This window comes from Entomomonas sp. E2T0 (genome assembly GCF_025985425.1).
Taxonomy (GTDB): Bacteria; Pseudomonadota; Gammaproteobacteria; order Pseudomonadales; family Pseudomonadaceae; genus Entomomonas.
The window spans coordinates 2,271,793-2,295,308 of the sequence record NZ_CP094972.1 but is presented as its reverse complement, the minus strand read 5'-3'; the positions used below and the strand labels follow the sequence as shown (position 1 = coordinate 2,295,308).

Here is a 23,516-nt window from a genome sequence, read left to right as displayed (position 1 = left end):
AGCAAAAAGTCTAACAATACGATATAGAACTATCAGTTCATTTTCTCTCTAGACTTAGTGACAAAATAACAACATAACGTATTTTTATTGCTTTTAGCGGTTATAAAAATGCATGATTTAATTGTTACAAAACTTACTAAAATAGGAAAAGAACGCCCTATAAGACTACTAGATGTAATAGAGAGTGCTAATAGCGCTTGAGGCCTCTCCTCTACGAAGAACAAACTATGCATAATTTCCAAGGTATTGTAAAAAAGGACACTGCTAATGAAGTTTTACTAAGTAGTATTTCTAAATCTATCCCTTTACAAGATTACTTATCTTTTAATAAAGATGGTTACAGTGCCTATTGCAAAAAATATAACTCATATTGGTACTTGGTAGAAATTGGAGAACAACCAGAAGGGTATACAAATTTTATCGAAAGGTTAAAAAACTTATTAGATAATTAGCACTATCTCCCCTTTTAATAATATTTATAAAAAAGCCCTAGATTAATTTCTAGGGCTTTGTAAAAGATTAACTACGAATTTTACTTGCTTATAATTCCTGTTTTATATTGCTCAAGTTGGCGGATATCTGGCCAAACTGTCTTATCTGCAAACTCAAAGTGACGGTAGCTTTGGCCCGCCATGCCATTATTGCCTTCTGTTTTAAAGAAGTTAATAAAATGCATTTCATCACCTTGATCACCCACTACTACAATAAGTACATCTCCATCTCGGCGAAAACTAATCATCTCTGGTGTAACATCTTTGCCAAATATAATCTTATCTTTATAACTATCGCTATTAGCATATTGATCAAAACTATCAATAGTATCTTTACCATCGCCTAGGTTAAAATGGATAATATCGCCTGCTGAACTATTGATTCTATTAATAATATGGTCATTACCTAAACCACCTATTAACTCTCCTCGGCCTGTAATAGTATCATCTCCTGCCTCACCATATAGATAATTATAACCAACAGTATCTGTAATAGTATCATTTCCTCCGCCTGCATAGATGGCATCATGATAACTAGTGCCTACAATAGTATCGTCTTCATCACCATAATAATATGTCCATACTAAATTATTTAAGGTTGGACGAATATCTGTCCAAACTGTACCATCTGCAAATTCAAAGTGACGATAACTTTGACCACCCATCCCTAAGTTACCCGCTCCGTTAAAGAAGTTAATAAAGTGCATTTCATCTCCTTGATCACCCACTACTACAATAAGTACATCTCCATCTCGGCGAAAACTAATCATCTCAGGAGTGACATCTTTACCAAATATAATTTTATCTTTATAACTATCGCTATTAGCATATTGATCAAAACTATCAATAGTATCTTTACCATCCCCTAGATTAAAATGGATAATATCGCCTGTTGAATAATTTACTCTATTGATAATATGATCATTACCAATACCGCCTCTAAATTCACCACGTCCTGTGATAGTATCATTTCCAGCTCCTCCATCTAGGTAGTTATAACCTGCAGTATCAGTAATGGTGTCATCACCTGCTCCTGCATAAATAGCATCGTCCCATGGTGTTCCTACGATTTCCTTATTGTAGTTATCAGGATAATATTGTTTTAATACCATTTTACGAATATCCTCCCAAACTGTACCATCTGCAAATTCAAAGTGACGGTAACTTTGGCCCCCCATCCCTGAGTTACCCGCTGCGTTAAAGAAGTTAATAAAGTGCATTTCATCTCCTTGATCACCCACTACTACAATAAGTACATCTCCATCTCGGCGAAAACTAATCATCTCAGGAGTGACATCTTTACCAAATATAATTTTATCTTTATAACTATCGCTATTAGCATATTGATCAAAACTATCAATAGTATCTTTACCATCCCCTAGATTAAAATGGATAATATCGCCTGTTGAATAATTTACTCTATTGATAATATGATCATTACCAATACCGCCTCTAAATTCACCACGTCCTGTGATAGTATCATTTCCAGCTCCTCCATCTAGGTAGTTATAACCTGCAGTATCAGTAATGGTGTCATCACCTGCTCCTGCATAAATAGCATCGTCCCATGGTGTTCCTACGATTTCCTTATTGTAGTTATCAGGATAATATTGTTTTAATACCATTTTACGAATATCCTCCCAAACTGTACCATCTGCAAATTCAAAGTGACGGTAACTTTGGCCCCCCATCCCTGAGTTACCATCTCCTTTAAAGAAGTTAATAAAGTGCATTTCATCTCCTTGATTACCTACCACTACCACTAATACATTACCCTCGCGACGGAAGCTAATCATCTCAGGAGTGACATCTTTGCCAAATATAATTTTATCTTTATAACTATCGCTATTAGCATATTGATCAAAACCATCAATAGTATCTTTACCATCCTCTAGATTAAAATGAATAATATCCCCTGCTGAGTTATTGATTCGGTTCATAATATAATCATTACCTTTGCCGCCTCTAAACTCCCCTCTGCCATAGATAAAGTCATCTCCATCTCCCCCATCTAGGTAGTTATAACCTACAAGATCTTTGATATGATCATTACCACTACCTGCATAGATCGCATCATCCCAAGGCGTTCCTAAAATATTATTTTGATTATCTGCATAATATTGAGTTAGTTTTGTTTTGCGAATATCTGGCCAAATAGTGCCATCTGTAAACTCAAAGTGACGATAAGTTTGACCACCAACTCCATCGGCTAAGCTAAAGAAGTTAATAAAGTGCATTTCATCACCTTGGTCACCCACTACTACTATTAAACTTTCCCCATCTCGACGAAAACTGACCATATCAGGGGTGACATCTTTGCCAAATATAATCTTATCCTTATAGGCGTCACTACCAGCATTACTATCAAAGCTTTCAATAATATCTTTACCATCGCCCAAATTAAAATGAATAATATCTCCTGGTGAGTTAGTTAGTCTATTATTAATATGATCATTACCAATGCCTCCTCTAAACTCGCCTCTTCCCAAAATAACATCATCACCTGCACCACCATCTAAGTAGTTATAACCCACATAATCCCTAATATAATCATTCTCAGCACCTGCATAGATCACATCATCCCATGGTGTACCTAAAATATTATTTTGATTATCTGCATAGTATTGGGTTAATTTTATTTTACGAATATCTGGCCATACTGTACCATCTGCAAATTCAAATTGACGATAGCTTTGACCTGTTGCATTAGAATTACTTTCATCACCAAAAAATCTAACAAAATTCATTTCATCGCCATGATCACCTACTACCACAACTAAAGAAGTTCCCTCACGACGAAAGCTAATCATATCAGGCGTTACATCTTCACCAAACACTACTTTATCTTTATAGTTATCACTACTAGCGTTGCTATCATAACTTTCAATAATATCTTTACCATCACCTAGATTAAAGTGAATGATTTCTCCTGCTGAGCTATCAAATCTACTAACAATACGATCATTACCTTTACCACCTCTAAACTCACCTCTCCCCATGATTACATCGTTACCAGCACCACCATCTAAGTAGTTATAGCCTGTATAACTTTTAATAACATCATCACCTGAACCTGCATAGATAACATCTGTCCATGGGGTACCTATAATTTGGTTATAATCATCAGGGTAATATTGTTTGAGGGGTAGTTTTCGAATATCTTCCCATACTGTTCCATCTGCAAATTCAAATTGGTGATAGGTTTGACCTGCTGCATTGTAAACCGACTCATCACCAAAGAATCTAACAAACCACATTTCATCACCTTGATCGCCTACCACCACAACTAAAGCTGCGCCCTCTCGACGAAATGTGATCATATCAGGGGTAACATCTTCACCAAAAATAACTCTATCTTTATAGCCATTACTATCATAACTATCGATAATATCTTTACCATCACCTAGGTTAAAACGAATAATCTCTCCAGCTGAATTACTGACTATATTCATAATATGGTCATTACCAATACCCCCTATCATTTCTCCTCTTCCTACAATGACATCATCACCAGCACCACCATCTAGATAGTTATAACCTGTATAATCCATAATGACATCATTGCCTGAACCACCTATTAAGGTATCATTACCATTGGTTCCAAAAAGTATCATAGGATCATCAGGAAAGGTTAGTTCTCGGATATCTGCCCAAAAACCACCATTGGCAAACTCAAAACGATTAAAAGTTTGGTAATCAGTGTGTTTATAATAGTTAGTGAAGGTTATTTGATCAGTTTTATCACCTACTTTAACAATTAAGTCATCATTATTTTGACTGAAGCTAATCATTGCTTTGGTAATACCTTCACCAAAGATGACTTTATCTCGCTTACCATAATTTTCATCTTGTAAATCATCGAAAGCATTAACAATATAGTTACCTGCACCACTATTAAAAATCAAGGTATCATGAATACCTGGCTCTTGAGCATTTACTATAAGATCAGTATCCAACCTATCACTTGCTATAGTCTCTTGTTCAGAGCTTGCAACAGCTTGATTATGCGTATTGATATTTTGTGCATGTATTATCTTAAAAGGCGATATAGAGAGCACCATAAAAAGCAAGGTGAATATACGCCGATAGTGTTTTTTAAATTTTTTCATTATGAAATCCTTAGAGCCTCACCAGAAATAGATAAATTCCTATGAAGCTCCTATGTACTATTTATCTTATTAACTGTTTGATATATCTGTTGTTTCTCTATTACGGCTAGAGATGAAGGCATGGTAGGTTGTTTATAGAGGCAATTCTTTTGGCTTAAGCAAAAATTAATTAAAAGTGTATTAAAAAAATTAGCTAAGTTTTGCTATAGCAGATTTCAGATAAAGATTATGAAAATAATTTGATAATTCTAAGGTTTATCTTTTTATTAATAACTAATTACTCATAGAAACTATCCATTGATTAAATAATTTAGAGGTGTAGTAACTATTATTAATTAAATAGCAAATCACTATTTGATATATACAGCATATAAACCTCATTTAATTAATGGTTGAAATAAGGCATTTATTATTCTTATAAAATTTTTGTTTAAGCCAAAAGAATTGCCTCTATAAACAACCTACCATGCCTTCATCTCTAGCCGTAATAGAGAAACAACAGATATATCAAACAGTTAATAAGATAAATAGTACATAGGAGCTTCATAGGAATTTATCTATTTCTGGTGAGGCTCTAAGGATTTCATAATGAAAAAATTTAAAAAACACTATCGGCGTATATTCACCTTGCTCTTTATGGTGCTCTCTATATCGCCTTTTAAAGTAGTTCTCGCCCAAGATGCAGAGTGTGCTGAAGTTAAAGTGATTATTGAGCAAAAACTATCATTTGAACGGCAAGCGTTTGACGCAAAAATGCTGATTAATAATGGTTTAACTTCTGCAAAATTAGAAAATATTCGTATTGAACTGCTATTTGAGGATCAAAACAATCAACCTGTCTCAGTGACTGAAGATGCTAATGAAACAGATGCACTGTTTTTTTACAAAGTAGATTCACTTTCTGGTATCGAAAATATTTCAGGTACAGGTGAGATTGCCAGTAAGTCTTCAGCTGAAATCCACTGGTTAATTATTCCTGCCTATGGAGCGGCAGATGAACGGGATCAATTATATTATGTGGGTGCAAAAGTAAGTTATACCTTAAATGGGGAAGAAACAAGCGTTGATGTTACACCAGATTATATTACGGTAAGACCTTTACCTAAATTAGTTTTAGATTACTTTTTTCCTGAAGATGTTTATGGTGATGATGCTTTTACTACAGAGATAGAACCTTCTATTCCCTTCACTTTAGGTGTGAGAGTTAAAAATACAGGATATGGTATTGCTAATAATACAGCCATTGAATCTGCTCAACCAAAGATTGTAGATAATGCTCAAAACTTATTAGTTAATTTTGAGATTATTGGTGGTTATGTAGCCGATCAACTTATTGGCAAAAGCTTACTACTTAATTTAGGAGATATACAGCCTAATACTTCACAAGTAGGTCGTTGGAATGTTATTACTTCACTGTCTGGCAAGTTTACTGAGTTTACAGCAAGCTATTCTCATGCAGATGGTTTAGGCGGTAAATTAACCTCTTTAATTGACAGTGTGAATACGCATACATTAGTGCATGATGTTAAAGTTGACCTTGCTAATCGAGATAATGTTCGTGACTTTCTTGCATTTGACCAAGACACCTTAAGAGTATATGAATCAGAGGGTATTGATTCAGAAGTCAGTGATCTATCTTCACAAAGTTTACTGCAAGCTAATAATGGTAAATATGATGTTAGCTTTCCTGCCACAATGGGGCTAGTTTACACCAAGCTAGCTGATCCATTTAATGGCACTAGAACACCTATCAATATGCAGCGCTCTGATGGCAAAGTGATTGCTCATGAGAACGTTTGGCTATCAAAAGAGCGTAATGAAGATTTATCTTGGTCTTACTTTATTCATTTATTTGATACAAATTCAACAGGCCAATATCAGTTTACATTTACTGAAATAACCAATAAAGCATCATTAGCAGGCATTGTGTATAACGATACTAATGATAACGGTATATTTGATGAGTCAGAAAAAGGTATTGGCGTTGCAGGTATTCAGTTAACAGGAACAGATCAAGATGGTATAAAAATATCTGCACAGGCTTATACAGATAACCAAGGTCATTTTAATTTCGTAGGATTAAATCCCGGTAATTACTCTCTACAAGCCTTGCCACTTAATGGCCTAAATGATGGTCAAGCAACCACTACAGCAGCAAATGCAATAACCCAAATAAGCAAAATTTCTGATATTCAATTAGCTGCTGGTATACAAGTGGATGGCAATCTGTTTGCCAAAGTAAGTAGCGAAATAGCACTACCCCAAACCAATACAGCAGATCTTGATATTGGCATAGTTACCTCAACCAATTCCGCTAACGTTGATGATACCGTTAAATACACGGTTACTTTAACTAATCATGGCCCTAGTGATGCGATAGACACAAGCGTAGATTTATCTATTCCTAAAAACTTAAGAGTTTATCTTATTAGCAGCACTGCTGGTCAAGTTATCAATAGTAATGGTCGTTGGGTTATCAATAAAATTCCGTCAGGTGCGTCATATACCTTACAGATAAATACAAGAGTTATGCAAGCAACTGGTAATGTCCCTGTAACAGCTACTATTAAAAGCCAAACAGAGGATAAAAATCCAACCAATAATACAGCAACTGTTACTTTGCTAACCACAGCAACTGCAAAATTAAAGCTTGGATTTGAACAATTTATTACTCAAGTTGCATCAAACTATTAATAGGTAAGGATACCATGATGAGTTTTTTAGGAAACAAACAGTTTAGTAACAAGGGTGGGCTTTATCTAGGTCTGTTATTAATTATTACACAATGCCTACAGAGTTATGCTGGCTGTCCAAATAATACATTAGCTAATGAACAAACAGATCAACATAACCAGATTAACTTTGTAAGTCACCAACACAGTTTAGACAATAGTTGTTGGATTAAAGATTCTGAAATAACGGTATTAGCTCAAAAAGAAACAATAACATTGGTTGATGTAAGGTCTAAAACTGAGCAAAAAGCATTACCATTAAATGGTTTATTAGATATTCCTCTCTCTGCTTTACCTAACAAACAGTTTCTAAAGCAACAACCTATTGTATTAGTTGGCACGGGCTTTGATCAGGTTATGCTAAATAAAGCCTGCATACAACTAAAGCAAGCAGGTTTTACAGCAGTTTATGCTTTAGAAGGTGGTGCTTATGTTTTGGATAAAAGCCAACAGCAACATTACGAAATAACACCTGAGCAATATTGGTCTGGCTCAATGGCTAGCCCATGGAAAACCATTGTTATTGATATTGCCGAAGATGATTTACAGGCATTACCCATAAAACCATTTAAACAACTGGTATCCACAACAGATAACGTTGTTTTGGCCATTCACCAAACGTTATCTCAATTCAACCAATTAACCCCTATTCAGCTTGTACTTATTACTCAAGATCAAGCGACAACAAAGCATTGGCAACAGACATTAAATAACCTTACAGATTCTAAACAAATCGTGTGGTTACAGGGAGGCGTACAAAATTATAACGATTATATCAATCAGCAACAAAGCATTCGAAATAACGCAGCAAAAGCATCTATTCGCTCCTGTCGTTAATTCCTATAAACGCATTATAAGGTAATAATATATGAACATATTGCAACACTATAATCGAACCTTGTTTTTACTTTACCTAATTAAAAAACAAAGTTATCGATTACTCACATTAACATTAAAGAGAATAACCAGCTTAATTGCTTTTTGTAGTCTTATCGCAATAAGCAATTTAACAATAGCAGCCACGGATACAGGTTTAACAGGTGATGATCAAGTTAAAGGCCCTTTCCCTATTGGGTTTAACTTTAAATTCTACCAACAGGAATTTAAGGATTTTTATGCTTCAACCAATGGGCTACTACAATTTACCAATCCATCAACAGCCTATTCTAATAACTGTTTACCTAGCAGTCTAAATAATACACTTTATGTATTTTGGGATGATTTAAGAACCAATGTAACAGGCCAACCTAATGGTACCGTTTATTATGAAACCATTGGTGAAGCACCAGATCGCCAATTAATTGTGCAATGGACTAATCAATATTTTTATGGTTCTAATTTACCTATGGGCACCTTCCAAGCCATTCTATTTGAAGGCTCTAATGAAATAAAATTCCAGTACCGTAATCTATTTGATGATCGTAGTAAAGGTAACAGTGCAACCATTGGTATTCAAGGAGAAAACAAACTAGCACAACAAATTAGCTGTAATCAAAGCAATGCTTTGTCCTCTGAACAAGCTATTGTATTTACACCTAATGAATCACTAACAGGCTATACGGTTAACACAAAAGCTGAATATGACTTTATCGATATTTCAGGACTTAGTGTTAGACCACCAGTAGCAGCTAGTCGCTATACAAAAACAAATTTACATTGGACATGGAGCCAACTTGCTACACTGACCTCCTACGAAATAGAAATTCAGGATCAACAAGGTAATACTGTTTTACAACAGGTTGTAGGTAATGTAGGTGAGTTTACCTATAACACCAACCTAACCAATGGCAAAAGCTACAAAGCTAGAGTAAGAGGCAGTATTAACAATGGTGGCACATGGGAATTTTGGTCAGGTTTTTCTTTACCTATCACAGTAGATACAGGCAAACCCCAAGTACAGGTTGATAGCTTCTCCCGCTTAAACGATGAAACTCTTAAAATTACCTATCAAGCAAGTGATGATATCAGTGGCCTTGCCGTAGTTAATCTACAAATAGCCAGTGATGAAGCATTTGATACTATCCTAGTGACAGAGCAACTTTCTATTGAAAACACTTCTGCCACTATTACAAGTATCAACCATAGAGGATCACTCTATGCACGCATAAATGCCGTTGACCAAATTGGTAATATTTCAGATTTTTCTAATATTAAATCAATAGAGCTTTTAGCGCCTACCATTATAACTCCTGTTACCAATAGTAAGCTTAATCAAGCATCTGTAATGGTGTCTGGCAAAGGTGAAGCAGGCGGTTTAGTACAACTCTTTCTCAATGCTCAAGCAATAGGTTCTGAGCTTGAAGTTGATCAACAAAATAACTTTAGCACCACTATTACTTTACCTACTGAAGGTAACTATCAACTAAGTGCAACTATTAAAACTGATTCAGGAACAAGCGAGCTAAGCAACCTTATTAGTGTTGAATATAAACTACCTATTCCTACAGCCAGTTTTGTTACACCAACAGAAGGTTTAACCCTAGTAGCACCCACTCAAATTGAAATCAGTGCTATTGATGAACTAGCGATTAAACAAGTTGAAATCTATATCAACAACAGCAAAAAAGCCACATTAACCAAAATTCCCTATCAATACCAATGGGATGTTACTCAACTTAAAAATGGTGATTACACTATTAAAGTTAATGTCATTAATAGCAGTAATAAAATAGTTACATTAACCCGTCAAGTAAAAGTGGATATACAGCAACCTGAAATACCACAAACTATCTATACAGGAGAAATAACCGATATTTCACCTAAAACAAGTTATGGGCCACAGCCTATTACATTTACAGGGCATGCTATTTATCGAACAGATGCTGAAAAAGCAGCTAATCTGCCTTTAACACTGTTACTGACTACCAATGGCTTTGATAAAACAATTAATGTAGTTACTGATGCAACAGGTGCATTCTCCTATACCTTTCAACCAGCGGCGCATGATGCTGGGCTTTATACCGCAATGGCTATTCACCCGAAAGAATCAAAAACCTATGCACAAGGTAACTTTGCCATCAATCGCATTAAATTTGATATAACAGGTTACAACCTAACCACTGCTAGACACTTAGCAACCCCCATCAAAGTAACAGCTACTACCAGTGCTGGAGCAACCAATCTGCATTGGGAATTAAGAGCAGAAGATCAGCCTACAGGTACTTTACCTAAAGGCATTGAAATTGATACCAGTGCCACAGTTAACATAGCAGCAGGCAAAAGTGCGCCCCTTATTATTAACTTCAAAGCAGATGATACAGCACCCGAAACAGGCACATTATTTTTAACAGCCTTCGCTACAGATTCAGGCAATTTAGAGCGTGGTAAATTCCAAATTAACTACCGTTTAACACCTGCCACACCTGCACTTACTGTTACACCAACCTATATAGAAACAGGTGTCCAACAAGCAAGCAGTATTGTTGAAAGTGTCAAACTTACCAATAAAGGCTTAATTGCTGCTGAAAATGTACAAATTAAACTGCTAGATCAAAACAACAACCCAGCACCTAATTGGGTATTTATTAGTAGCAATCAATTAGGCTCACTAGAAGTAGGTGAAACAGTAGATTTACAGCTTACTGCACAACCAGATAGCAACTTAGCAGATGGTATTTATAAATTTAATATTATCGTAACAGCAAGCAATGGTAACGGCGGCACTATTCCTGTTTCTGTATCTGTCACACAACATGGACAAGGCTCTGTCATGTTTGATGTAGCCGATATCTACACGGCAACATTGGATGAAAATGGCTTACCTATTCAAGGTGTAGCTAACGTCACTATTAAACTACAAAACGAGAATGTACTTACACAACAATACCAATTAAAAACTAATCAACAAGGTCTTGCTGAGCTTAATGATATTCCTCCAGGCATTTATCGCTATCGTGCCAGCGCAACAGATCATGTGGATACAAGTGGCATGTTAGTAATACGTCCCAATGTAACAACCAATGAACATATTTTTATGGAATATCAGCTCATTAATATTGAATTCAATGTTACAGAAACTACTGTTCAAGATGAATATGAAATTGAACTAGAAGCAAGCTTTAATACCCAAGTGCCCGCTCCTGTTATGGTATTTGAACCTATGTCTATCAGCCTAAATGGCATGCAAGCAGGTGATATAAAAACGGGTGAATTAGTATTAACAAATTACGGTTTAGTACAGGCAGAAAATGTTAAATTTTTCCCACCCACTTCAGATACTAAATTCCATTACGAATTCTTAGCTGAAGTACCTACTACTATCGCCCCTAAAACAAGAATTGTTATCCCTTATAAAGTCACAGCCTTAGCAAAACCTGCTTTCAGAATGGCTAGTGCCTTTAGCACAGAGACCACAAACGAAGATTGTGACTCTTATGTTAAATACTTCTCAGAAGAACACACTAGCGAATGCGCCAATGGCGACACCTCAAATGGAAGAAGCCAAGGTAATTACAACAAAGTAGCAGGTAAAAGCTGTAATACAGCCTCTGTTGGTGGTAGTAACAATATCGGCGGATGGGGTTCAGGAGGTTTTGGTGGTGGTACTTCAGGCGGCGCATCAGGCGGCTGGACAGGTGGTGGTTTAGTTACACCAAACCCTATGCCTTTAACACCTGCATGTATCCCAGATTGTGAAGATGGTTGTGGTGGCACAGGCTCATCACCAGTTAATTAATTTAAGGAATTATCTATGTCAATTATTAAACGAAAAAAACACAAAAGAAAACATGTAAAAAAATCATTTACAGATTATTTAATACCTATTGGTTTAATGATTATAATGATCATTATATCCATACCTAAAACAGTATTAGCACAAGCATTATTTAACTTTGATGGTTCAGAACAAAGTATAACCAATGTACCCAATGCAAAAATAAAATTACCTAATACAGAATATACTGAAAGCACTGTTGACTTAAGTGTTAAAGCATTAGGTGGCAATATACAAATAAATCGTACTTGGGAAAATGGTCGCTGGTATGTTAATCCAGCATGGACTAATTTACGCTTTATCCATAATCCACTTGATAACAGCATACAATATATAGACCGTGCCAATATCATTTTTGAACGTACAGGTGATATTAATCTCTATCGATTTGATCAAGTTTATATTAAAAAAACTGATACAGGCTGGCAATGGTACGATCGTCAAGGCAATTGGATTAACTATGATGATAAAGGCCGTATAACAGAATACGGTAATCCTAATAATGTTAAAGTATCTTTTGTGCTAGATAATCAAGGAGCTCGTACAGCAGTAAAAGATCATCATGGAGAATTAGTTTATAGCTTCACCTATGATACTAATGATCGCCTAACACAAGTAAAAGATCGTGAGAACCGAACAGTTACTTATCATTGGCAAGGTAATCTTTTAGTTAAGGTAACGGATGTACTTGGTAATGATTGGCACTATGGCTATGATAGTAAAGGCCAACTTAACCAAAAAACTGAACCAGATGGCGGTATTATAAAAATTGAATATACTGATAGTGTTATTGCTCCACAAACAGCAATGACAAGTGGTAAGGCCATTATTCAAACTTCACCAACCAATGTAATTAAAAAAAATAAATATCGTACAGACCTAAAAGAAGTTAAAACATCACGTGTGGCTAAAGTTATTGATAAAACTGAGGCTGTTACTGCCTATAGCACACAATATAACAGTACAAACAAAGAATACACTATTACTATAATAGATCCTTTAGGCAAGAAAACTGTTACTTCTTTTAATAAAGAAGGTAAAAAGAAATCTACTGCTGTCAATGGTGCAGTAACCGAAACATTTACTAGAGATGGTGACTATCTTTTAAAAGTAACTAATCAAAGAGGATTAACAACTACCATCTCTTATAGTCAAACTAAACAACCTATAAAAATTATTTATCCAGATGGCTCATTTGAACAATTTGAATATAATAATTTAGATCAAAAAACCCGCCATATTAACCAACTAGGTAATATAACTACTTGGCAATATGATCCTGTAGGTAATTTAATTAAACAGGTTGAAGCGCAAGGTAAACCTGAACAAAAAGTTACTACATGGACTCAAGATATTTATGGCCAAACTACTATCAATACTACAGGCGAAAACGACAAAGCTATTACTTTAAATTACTCTTATGATCAATATGGTAATGTAAAAAAATATACTGATGGTAATGGTAATAGCTATACTTATACATATAATATTCAAGGCCAAATTATAAGTAAAACAAATCCTCTAAATAACACATGGAAAACTGATTACAACTTAGCAGGATACCCTCTACAATCTATCGATCCACTTAATAATATAACCAAATACTCAACAGACTTCATAGGGCGAGTAACAGAAGTTATTGATCCTTTAGGCTATAAAAGAAATTATAATTATAATTTTGATAGTAATGGGTTAAAAGTTGAACAAATTAATGAACTAAGTCAAACCACCACTGATTACTATGATACCTTAGCTCGCCCAATAAAAACTATTTCACCATCTGGACTAGAAACTATACAATTGTACGATAATGATGGAAATTTAAAACAACTAACTGAACCGACAGGTAATAGTATACTTATAGAGTACGGAGCCATAGGCAGTGGTTTAGAAGGCCTAGAAACCAGGGTATTTTATCCAACTTATAGTGAAGCCTTTAAATATGATGAGTTAAATCGGCCTGCTCAGATTAGTCAAACTCTAGATAGTAATACTAGCCTAGTTAGTCATATTAGTTACAATAAATTAGATGAGGTTACTCATATAATAAAACCTAACAATAGCAGCCTAATTTTTGAATATGATGCATTAGGTAATATAATAAAACAAATAAAACCATTAGGAGGAGAAACCAAACAAGCTTGGGATATTTTTGGCAATATTACTCAAGTACTTGATGCTAAAGGCAACATATACACTTTTGATTATGATAAAAATAATAATCTAACTAAAGAAACATATGCATTAGGTAGCATTATTGAAAATACGTATGACACAGCAAATCAACTTATTCAACAAAAATATGCTGATGGTAATACTATTACCTATCAATATGATAAAGCTGGGCGTAAAATAAAGGACATCTTTACAGCTAAAAATCAAACAATACCAAGCCAAACCATCACTTATATTTATAATAAAATTAATCAACTTACTGAAATAATACAAAGTGGTGATAGTAATACACATTTTGTTTATACTCTAGATCCTTTAGGTCGTAAAACAAAAGAAACTATTACTTATGGCATAGGTATTCACAAAGTTACATCCGTTCTTAAATACACTTATGATGAAGATGATGCCTTAACTAGTATAACCTACCCTGATAATACAACAGTAAACTATACATATGAAAAGGGCCTATTAAAACAAATACTATTACCTAATAAAGAAACTATTAATTGGACTAATTATAAACAAAGCAAACCAACAAAAATTCTATTTCCTAGTGCCTTACAAACTTATCAATATGATAATTTATTACGACCATTAGATATCAAAGTCATAACCAAAAATAATGATGTATTGATGAGCCGTCGATATACCTATGACTTAATAGGTAATATTCAACATATTGAAACAGAAAATGGAAAGCGAAACTATACATACGACTTACTGGATCAATTGATACTTAGTCAACCATCCCAACAGTTACAACAAAAGGGTTTACCAATTGAATCTTACAGTTATGATCAAATAGGTAATCGTATTGGTAGTACTCACCAGATCGGTAACTGGCTATATAATGATAAAAACCAGTTAATCGAATGGGGAGAAAACCAGCAAAAAACTATTTTAACCTATACTGAAAATGGGCATCTTGCTAGCGAAACAAATGTAAATAAACAACTAAATTATATTTATAATGTAGCTAATAGATTAGTAGCTATAAACAATGCAGATAATACAGAAATAGCTAGTTATCAGTATGATCCTTTTGGCCGTCGCATTAGCAAAACCGTTAATGGCGCTACCACTTATTTTATCTATTCAGATAACGGCCTAATCGCGGAGCTAAATGATCAAGGTTTAATGCAAATTGCCTATGGTTGGGAACCTAATACAGATTGGGGAACCGCTCCATTATGGCAAGCTAATATCATTACTAATAATTCATTAACCACCGCTCAATATCATTATTTACATAGTGACCACTTGGGTACACCTCAAATAGCCACAAACTCTAATGGTAAAGTAACATGGCAAAGTGTATCAGAAAGCTTTGGAAAAACGGTTACTAATCCAAATAACCAAATTACAATGAACTTACGTTTTCCTGGCCAGTATTTTGATCAGGAATCTGGCTTACATTATAATTACTTCAGAGATTATAATTCTAATATAGGCCGTTATATTCAAAGTGATCCTATTGGATTAGAAGGAGGTATTAACCTATATGAATATGTAGAAAATAATCCATTAAATAAATTTGATAATAATGGCTTATATCCAACAACAGTAGACGCAGCTTGTAGGCAAAACCCTACTCTTTGTGCTGCAGTTGGGGGTGCTAGAACTAAACCTTCAACATCACCTGTAGTTGATACTATGCCCCCTTTGTTTCCTCCTGAAAAAAGAGGTAGTGACTGGGGTTGTAAAGCTAGAGCAGAATGTGATGATAATAAACCAGGTAATTGTCCAAAAGATCCGAAGCAACGAGCCAAATTTGCAACATGGTATGATCCCAATTTTCATGTAGCAAGGTCAACCGCTAGCACCTTAGCAACACAAAGATTAGGTTGCAAACCTAAGCATAATGCATGCGTTTGTGTTAAAAAAGGCAAGCAAATATATAGAGGTGGATGCGGAAATAAACAAGGAAATTAGTATTTTATAAAATATAGATATGTAACTTATAACTCATCGCATTAAAGTGGGTTATAAGTTATAAAAATTAATTATTAGCACTTACAATACAGATATTTTAATATTTTTTCTTTTTCTAAGTTCTACTATCAATATGCCTATAATAAGATAAACTTAATAAATTTACTCAACTCTCACTATAAAACCTAAAAAACTCATACTATTATTTGCTTAAAATCATTATTAAAAATAAAACCTTTTTGTTATATTAATCAACCGAATTAAAACTGATTAAAAGGAACGTTTACTTAAAAAATAGTATTAGTTATTTTGATTGGTAATTTACTGGAAAATAGTTTTAAAATGACTTTCAAAAGTCAGAAAATAAAAACTATTTACAAAGAAGAATCAATTAGAATAAAGAATTTATACTAACATTTCCCTCCACTTTAGGTTGCTACAAATGGTGAATATATGACTTTTCGCTATCTATTAGTTTTAGCTGTACCTATTTTCTGTACGGCTTGTTCCAAAAATGTTGAAGTTATTAGTACTAATATAGTAAATAAACCTGACTCTATTATCCCCTTGGAAATATGCTTTAATCAGCAATTTTCAAATCGTTTAAAAGCAAAAATAACCGTTGTTACTAAAGATAATTTAATTTTTTCTAGGCAAGATATAGCCTTATCTTTTGACCACAAAAATAAAACAAATTGCTTATCTCTAAATGCTGGAAAGTCTTTATTACCTAAAAGAGCCCCAAAAGAATTACGCATGCAAGCAAGAAATAGCTTAAAAAATGAAAATATTAAATCAATAGATATTAAATTATCCCAAAATAGTGGACCCTTTTATAACTCAGAAAACCAAATTACTGAATATTTAAAAACCTTCTAGCTTTAATAATACTTTAATCATTTTCTAAAAGATTATATGAATACTTGCAAATTTAAAAAAAATTCTGGTATATTAAAAATATTGAAATATAAAAACAAAATTTTATAGTATTAACTTACAGTAAAAAATAATTACTAATTAATGAGTTATCGGGAGGCTTATGACTAAAGAAGAGCAATTAATACTTGGCCAAGCTTACACAGCTAAAGATCATCCAATTGAAGAGTTTAGATGTGTAGAAGTAACTAAAGACTCTAACCATTACCATGCAGCTAGTAATCTTGTTGCTAAAGGTTATCTTACAACATTATTTACCGAAAACTTTTTTATTATCACGGATAATGGTATTAAGTGTTGGGGAACACAAAGTTTATCCTAAATACTAGGAAAACCTTTTAAAACAATTCTCTAACCAAGAAGCCCCAATTAAGGGGTTTCTTATCAAGATTTAATTTTATCTTGAATCGCTATTTTGTTAGTACTGTAACTATCTTACTGATTTTCCCAAATAAGGATGGTAGATTGTTTTGGTACTTTTAGATAAAAGTCTAGTCCATCTTGTATTGAGTTTGAATATAGATGTTCACCCATAGCTAACCTACGGGTATCATTTATATCCCAACCAAGTTGGTTAGCCATATGCGTTGCAACTATATCAATATCTCTAGTTATGTAAGTAAATGTCCAATCTACTGTTAGTGTATGATTCGGATAGTCTGACTCTGATAATTGTGACATTACTCTTTCATAGCCTGTCTCATTACCTTCTTGTACCCATTCATTTGGTAAACAGCCTGATAAGCAAAGCCCCTTTGGACCACGTTGTGAAGGTACTATCCACACAATAGCATTCCTTGTCCAAGAACGACAACGTTCTAGAAAATTAATAGCATCTGCTTGCGGTGCAATCATATTTGCAGCCAACACGGTATCAAAAGACTGGCTAGATAGATTATGTACTTCTTTCCAACCAGTGGGAATAACACGTGTACAATTTGGATAGGAATGTAAACGATCACACATATACGGGTCTGGCTCTATAGCAACCCAATGATTATTTTGAGCCTGTAATGATGAACCCAATTGACCACCCCCTGCTCCTACATCAAGCAAGTCCCCAATATTAACCAATGTCTGAATAATCAGAGGAGCGACAGAATCTATATAATCTGAAGAGTCAACACCTTCTGCATAAATAGCCATGGGGTTTAGTTGACAGTCAATCTGCGTCATAATTTTTAGCCACCCTCAATAATATTAATAATCAATATACATCTAACTTCATCACATCATGCTCTTACTAATAAAAGATTAACAGCAGTTCTATTAGAAGTGATAATTTACATTAATCTGAGTTTGATAAGACTTATACCTATTTTCTCCCCATACACCACCTACTTCCCCAGACAGACTCCATCTATTATTGATATTTCCCTGTACACCTATCTTAGCCTCATAACGGTTACGAGGTAGCCCATCACGCTCATTCTCACCATTAAACTTTAATTGATTCTTAGCCGTTGAGTTGATCCAATTCGCTTCTAAAAAGGGTTCCAACATAGATTTTTGGGTACCGCGACCATGTAAGCGTATACCAGTACGACTAACTAAACCACTGGCTTTATTAGCAGTAACAATTAAACCATTTTTATCACGTTGATTATCTGCATCATATAAATTATAAATAAACTGTTGTTGTGGCGTAATTAACCATTCATATTGGTTATTATTGGCAATAGAAATACCATACCCTGCTTCAACAGAGCTACTCCAAACATTACTATTATAATGATGAGTTCCAAGCTGTCCCTTGCCCTCAACCTTATTACGGAACCAGTTCATTTCAGTCCACGTATCAATATATAAGCCTGTTTGGGTATCTCTATTGGCAAAATAGGTAGCATAACCGCCCACGTTATAACCTTTTACATTACCTTCCGCTTTAGTACGGGTATTTCTAGAGGTACTGGTATTTTTATGATCGCCGTAACCCGCCATCACACCTAAATGTAAATAACCTGAATTTAACTTTAACACAGCGAGGTCACCCCCCATCTGCGCCATATAAGTACGAGAGCGATTACTTAAGGCATTGCTGGCACTACGATACCCCTCATGAGTCATCTTAGTACGAAACCATAAGAATTGTTGTTCAGCATCATCACTCGCACCCTTAGTTGCAATCAATCTGTCAAAAAGTGACATCTTAAACATTTCTGTAGCCACCGTTTGATTGCTTAGATAAGCGCCTATCGATGGGTTTAGGTTATAAGAGCTTGCATCCCAACCTGCTTTAGCCTTATTACTTAAATACCAATTATAATTAGTAAGATCATCTTCAGGTTGACTTAAAATATACTCATATCTTCCTGCTAATACAGGACTATTCAATACAAAAGCATCATTTGAACTGATACCATTCACTTCAACAATCTTAATACCATGATCAGGGTTAGTAATAAGCGCATTAATGCTATCTTGTGTCGGACGTATAGTCACCAACGTTGCACCACCTGCACCCGTCGAAACATCACCATTAATAATCAATTGATCACTTTTACCATCAACACTATCATCCTTACCTATTAATGTATTAACAATCAGCTCACCACCATCAGAAACATAATTACCATTAATAGTCAGTGTGTTACCAATATAATTACTATGTACAGCTGTATTAGCTCTAGCTGAACTATTAGTAGTTAAGTCTATAATACCTGCATTATTAAAAGTACCTACCTCAATAACTGCATGGCTTGCTGTATCGATATTGCTACCTATAAAGTTTTTATCACCAAATGCAACAGTACCTCTATTATTAAATACACCTTTACCATCAGTACCTATCGTTGAGGTTGATATTCCTTTACTGTTACCATCTGCACCAAAATCTTGTAAAGAAAATAAGCCACCTTGCTCATTATTAACCGTCACGTTACCACCGTTTAACGTAACATAACCTATAATTTTGCCTGTATTTAAAATATCAGTAGAGTTTCTGGTAGCATCACCATTAGTAATCACCGCAAGGTCATTATCAGAAGTAATGGTGCCTCCAAGGTTATTAACAGCTATATTACCTGTTGAACTGGTCAAATTAATACCTGCACCATTACTACCTCTCCCCCCCTGTATAGTAGTATCGCCCATTAGTGAAACAGTATTATCACCTGAAGCACTCACTGCCTTAATAGCTATGCCATCTGTTGAATCAGCCCTTACTAATTTTGTATTCATAATTGTTGCTGATGTTCCGCCACTATCAGCAGATACAAGATTAATGGCCGTCGCCTTACCTTGTGTTGAGCTAGCTTTAACCTCAGAGCTATTCATAACCATCACAGTAGCCGCACCATTACCATAACCTGTTGCTTGTGCAGAAATAGCGGTGGCATCACCTTTTGTAGAAGTAGCTGAGATAGCATTAGTTTGAGAGACACTCACTATAACAGAACTACTCTTTGCTCCATTAGCTGAAATAGTAGTGGTTTCACCCTCGCCAGATACTTTCAATGTATCAGCATAGTTTACTTGAATAAATGAAGTATTTGCTTGCCCATTAGATTGGGTCAGTAAGCCAATTAACTTGTTACTATCTGAACTACCTAACGACTCTATATTTAATGAAGAACGTTGAACATTATTCACATTTCCAAAATTAATAGTGGCCGCACCGCTATCAGTCACAGCCGAAGAAACACCTATTGCACTATTTGAATAAATATTGATATTTCCCTTTACATTAATCATAGAGGTAGCGGCTGTTGTGGTGGAGTCTATGCCTATATTTGATGACAAGCTAGGAGTGCTCGAGCCAGTGATAGTCATATTACCGGCATAATCAATGATAGCATCTCCTTTTGTATTACTATTAGTTGTTTTAATGCCAACTGTATTACCACCAGCGATATTAATATCACCTGTTGCTTTTACTTGAATATTACCTGTATCACCACCTTTGGCATCAGCAATAATGGCAGCACTGTTATCACCAAACACATCAATACTCTTCATAATGGCATTGATATAGTTACGGCCTCCCCCAGTATTAATACTATAGATCCCAGCTGATAATGATGTAGGATAGGCTGAGTTTGAGCCTGAATTAATACGGATACTATTTTGTTGATCATTATAAGTGACCGTTCCACCATTTTTATTGGTAGTTGATAAAGAAATACCTTTAGATCCACTAGCACCGTTGACAATAGCACCCGCTGTATCTTTTCCTATGGTAATTTGACCTGATGCTCTAATGATAGGCGCTTCAACACCATCAGCACCTGTTGCATTAACACTGATACCCGTATTACTTAATCCATTCGTTGTAATATTGCCTGAAGACTCAACATATGCAGTTGCTGCTGTTGCACTAATAACTACCCCATAATCACCATTTAATGTAACATTTCCTTGATTAATTATTTTAGCGTTATCTTTTGCAGAAATACCAACCCCTATCGCACCGTTTCCCGTCAGTGTAATATCACTATCTTGTGTTAAATCAATCTGACCACTACCACCTTTGTTTTCTACCCATACGCCTTGAGGGAAAGATGATGTATTAGTTAGCTTTATAGTAGCGCCTGATGTCACTTTGGCTAAAGAATCGGCTGTATCCGTCCTTACATAAATACCTACAATATTAGAAGATGCAGTAGCGGTAATAGACGTATTTTTATCAACCTCTACTTCAAGATTGCCATAATTATTATTGTACCTATCTGCACCATTGACCCCACCTAGACTGATAACAGCACCTTTACTTAGAGAGGTACTGCCATTAACAACTTCAGTTCCCTGAACTACTAGTTTTTTAATATTACCATCTTGGACAAGCGCTCCATTAACGGTTCCACCCTTATACGTAACCGTAGAGTTATCATCACTCACTGTAATAGTTGGTGGGGCTGCATAAATTGCAACAGAAGATGTAGCTAAAAACAAACCAGATATAAAAAAACTATACTTTTGCATAACATAACAACCAAAAATGGAATTTAATGAACACAAAGAAAACATCAGAAAAACAGGGAGGAATATAACTATTTCAACTAGTTAACGAACATTAATCTTCAAATTAAGTATCACATAAGACTTATTGCTAATACAAAAATATTCTTTACTTATTCATAAACTATTCATCATCTTAAATAGCATTTTCTAAAACTTTTCAACAAAGTATAGCGTTTAGCTTTAAGTTAAAAGATGATTTTTCCAAAAATTATGATAAAGCTAATTAGTAGAACCACTTAATTAATAATAAGCATCTTTATTTTTCTTATCTATAATTGATATTTGTATATTCTGTAATGTTATTTCCCTGCCATACAGACAGATTTTAATTAACTTATACTCTCTATTTGATAGGAACTATTACATGGTAGAAGTCATGTTTTTACAAAAAAAATATTGGGCTGAATTCTATGTGTATTCAGCACTATTATCTCCATAATAGCTTTAAGTCAAGCTTATACTCATGCTGTCTATTTGGGTGATAATAATCATATTATGACTGTTTGTAATGTCTCTGTATCCTTAAGCAAGACATTAAAAGGAATTTATTAAGTAAAAGATATACAACAAAAGATTTTAGACGATTATTTATTTTGCTTTGAACAAGATATTGTGCCTACAAAGAGGCCACAAAATGCGACCTCTTTTTTTACTGTTAATTAGTTCTTAATAACTGGACATGCCATATTACTAGGAACTACTTTAGTAAATTGTGCAATTAAATAATCAAATTTAAATTTTTGATAATTGCAGAATTTCTTACCATAATGGCCTTGAGTTTCACTCACCAAAACAACTTTGATAGGTGAGTATCCACCTTGTGAACCATATTGATATGCAGAAACTTGTGTTGATAATAATCCCACTACCATGATTAAAAGTAATTTTTTCATTACTATATCCTTTTAAATATTAAATTTATTTCATTTCGACTCCAAATAGAGTCAACGGCATTCTATGTGAATAATAATATTTATAAATCAATACCTTGGTCTTATTTACAAAGATACACCCATCAACACTTATAAATAATTTTAGCTAATAGACTACAGTCTTAATCAAATTTGATAACCACTAAGCATTTAAAAAACTCATATTTTAAAAAACCTCTAATTATACTGTTATTGGTATTTCATTAGATCATTATCAAGTACTTAATGATTATGATAAGCTAACTTTATTTCCAAATGATGTTTCCAAAATAATTGATCATGATACTCTTTCAGATTGAGTCACAATAAATGGCTTATAGCTTTTTCTATAATCCTTCTCTTATATGTTTGGTCATATAGGATTGTGCCTATGATCAACTGTTAAAAGCCAGCTGCTCTATTGACTGAGCTATACTGAACCCGAACAAGGGACTCAATGATTAACCGACACTTAATCTGCGAAGTCATTTGTTATTTTTTACCTAAAAGACCTAGTGCTTATTACTTTTGTAATATAAACAACGTATCAGCCTTAA

Annotated in this window: 11 protein-coding genes; 7 read left to right on the top strand and 4 right to left on the bottom strand. The window is 34.4% G+C overall.

Going from position 1 to position 23,516, the window contains the following annotated elements; genetic code table 11:
* Window positions 1–227: 227 nt before the first annotated feature.
* A complete protein-coding gene (locus tag MTZ49_RS11110) occupies window positions 228–452 on the top strand; it encodes a hypothetical protein (protein ID WP_264745615.1) in 225 nt (74 codons plus the stop codon).
* A gap of 80 nt (window positions 453–532) precedes the next feature.
* On the opposite strand, the gene MTZ49_RS11105 is transcribed toward MTZ49_RS11110, so the two are convergent.
* Complete coding sequence (locus MTZ49_RS11105) at window positions 533–4,600, bottom strand: calcium-binding protein (protein ID WP_264745614.1); 4,068 nt, start codon at window positions 4,598–4,600, stop codon at window positions 533–535.
* A gap of 588 nt (window positions 4,601–5,188) precedes the next feature.
* Between MTZ49_RS11105 and MTZ49_RS11100 the strand changes: the two genes are divergently transcribed.
* The 6 genes from MTZ49_RS11100 (at window position 5,189) to MTZ49_RS11075 (ending at window position 17,411) form a co-directional block, all read left to right on the top strand.
* Window positions 5,189–7,294, top strand: coding sequence for an SdrD B-like domain-containing protein (locus MTZ49_RS11100; RefSeq protein WP_264745613.1), 2,106 nt, complete (start codon window positions 5,189–5,191; stop codon window positions 7,292–7,294).
* 14 nt (window positions 7,295–7,308) lie between these two features.
* Window positions 7,309–8,169 carry a rhodanese-like domain-containing protein gene (locus MTZ49_RS11095; RefSeq protein ID WP_264745612.1) on the top strand — a complete coding sequence of 287 codons (861 nt, stop codon included), beginning with the start codon at window positions 7,309–7,311 and terminating at the stop codon, window positions 8,167–8,169.
* A 31-nt stretch (window positions 8,170–8,200) separates the two neighbouring features.
* Window positions 8,201–12,007 (top strand): Ig-like domain-containing protein, encoded by a 3,807-nt coding sequence (locus MTZ49_RS11090; protein ID WP_264745611.1) that lies wholly within the window; start codon window positions 8,201–8,203, stop codon window positions 12,005–12,007.
* 15 nt (window positions 12,008–12,022) lie between these two features.
* Entirely contained in the window at window positions 12,023–16,153 is a 4,131-nt protein-coding gene (locus MTZ49_RS11085; protein WP_264745610.1) for an RHS repeat-associated core domain-containing protein, read from the top strand.
* Window positions 16,154–16,606: 453 nt separating this feature from the next.
* Window positions 16,607–17,032, top strand: a complete 426-nt coding sequence (locus MTZ49_RS11080) for a hypothetical protein (RefSeq protein ID WP_264745609.1) — start codon at window positions 16,607–16,609, stop codon at window positions 17,030–17,032.
* A gap of 160 nt (window positions 17,033–17,192) precedes the next feature.
* Window positions 17,193–17,411 (top strand): hypothetical protein, encoded by a 219-nt coding sequence (locus MTZ49_RS11075; RefSeq protein WP_264745608.1) that lies wholly within the window; start codon window positions 17,193–17,195, stop codon window positions 17,409–17,411.
* Between the two features lie 113 nt (window positions 17,412–17,524).
* Here MTZ49_RS11075 and MTZ49_RS11070 read toward each other — a convergent pair whose 3' ends face one another.
* The 3 genes from MTZ49_RS11070 to MTZ49_RS11060 form a co-directional block, all read right to left on the bottom strand.
* Complete coding sequence (locus tag MTZ49_RS11070; protein WP_264745607.1) at window positions 17,525–18,265, bottom strand: class I SAM-dependent methyltransferase; 741 nt, start codon at window positions 18,263–18,265, stop codon at window positions 17,525–17,527.
* Window positions 18,266–18,358: 93 nt separating this feature from the next.
* The gene (locus tag MTZ49_RS11065) at window positions 18,359–22,009 is read right to left on the bottom strand and encodes an autotransporter outer membrane beta-barrel domain-containing protein (protein ID WP_264745606.1); all 3,651 of its coding nucleotides are present in this window, start codon (window positions 22,007–22,009) and stop codon (window positions 18,359–18,361) included.
* A gap of 698 nt (window positions 22,010–22,707) precedes the next feature.
* Window positions 22,708–22,941, bottom strand: coding sequence for a hypothetical protein (locus MTZ49_RS11060; protein WP_264745605.1), 234 nt, complete (start codon window positions 22,939–22,941; stop codon window positions 22,708–22,710).
* Window positions 22,942–23,516: the final 575 nt, after the last annotated feature.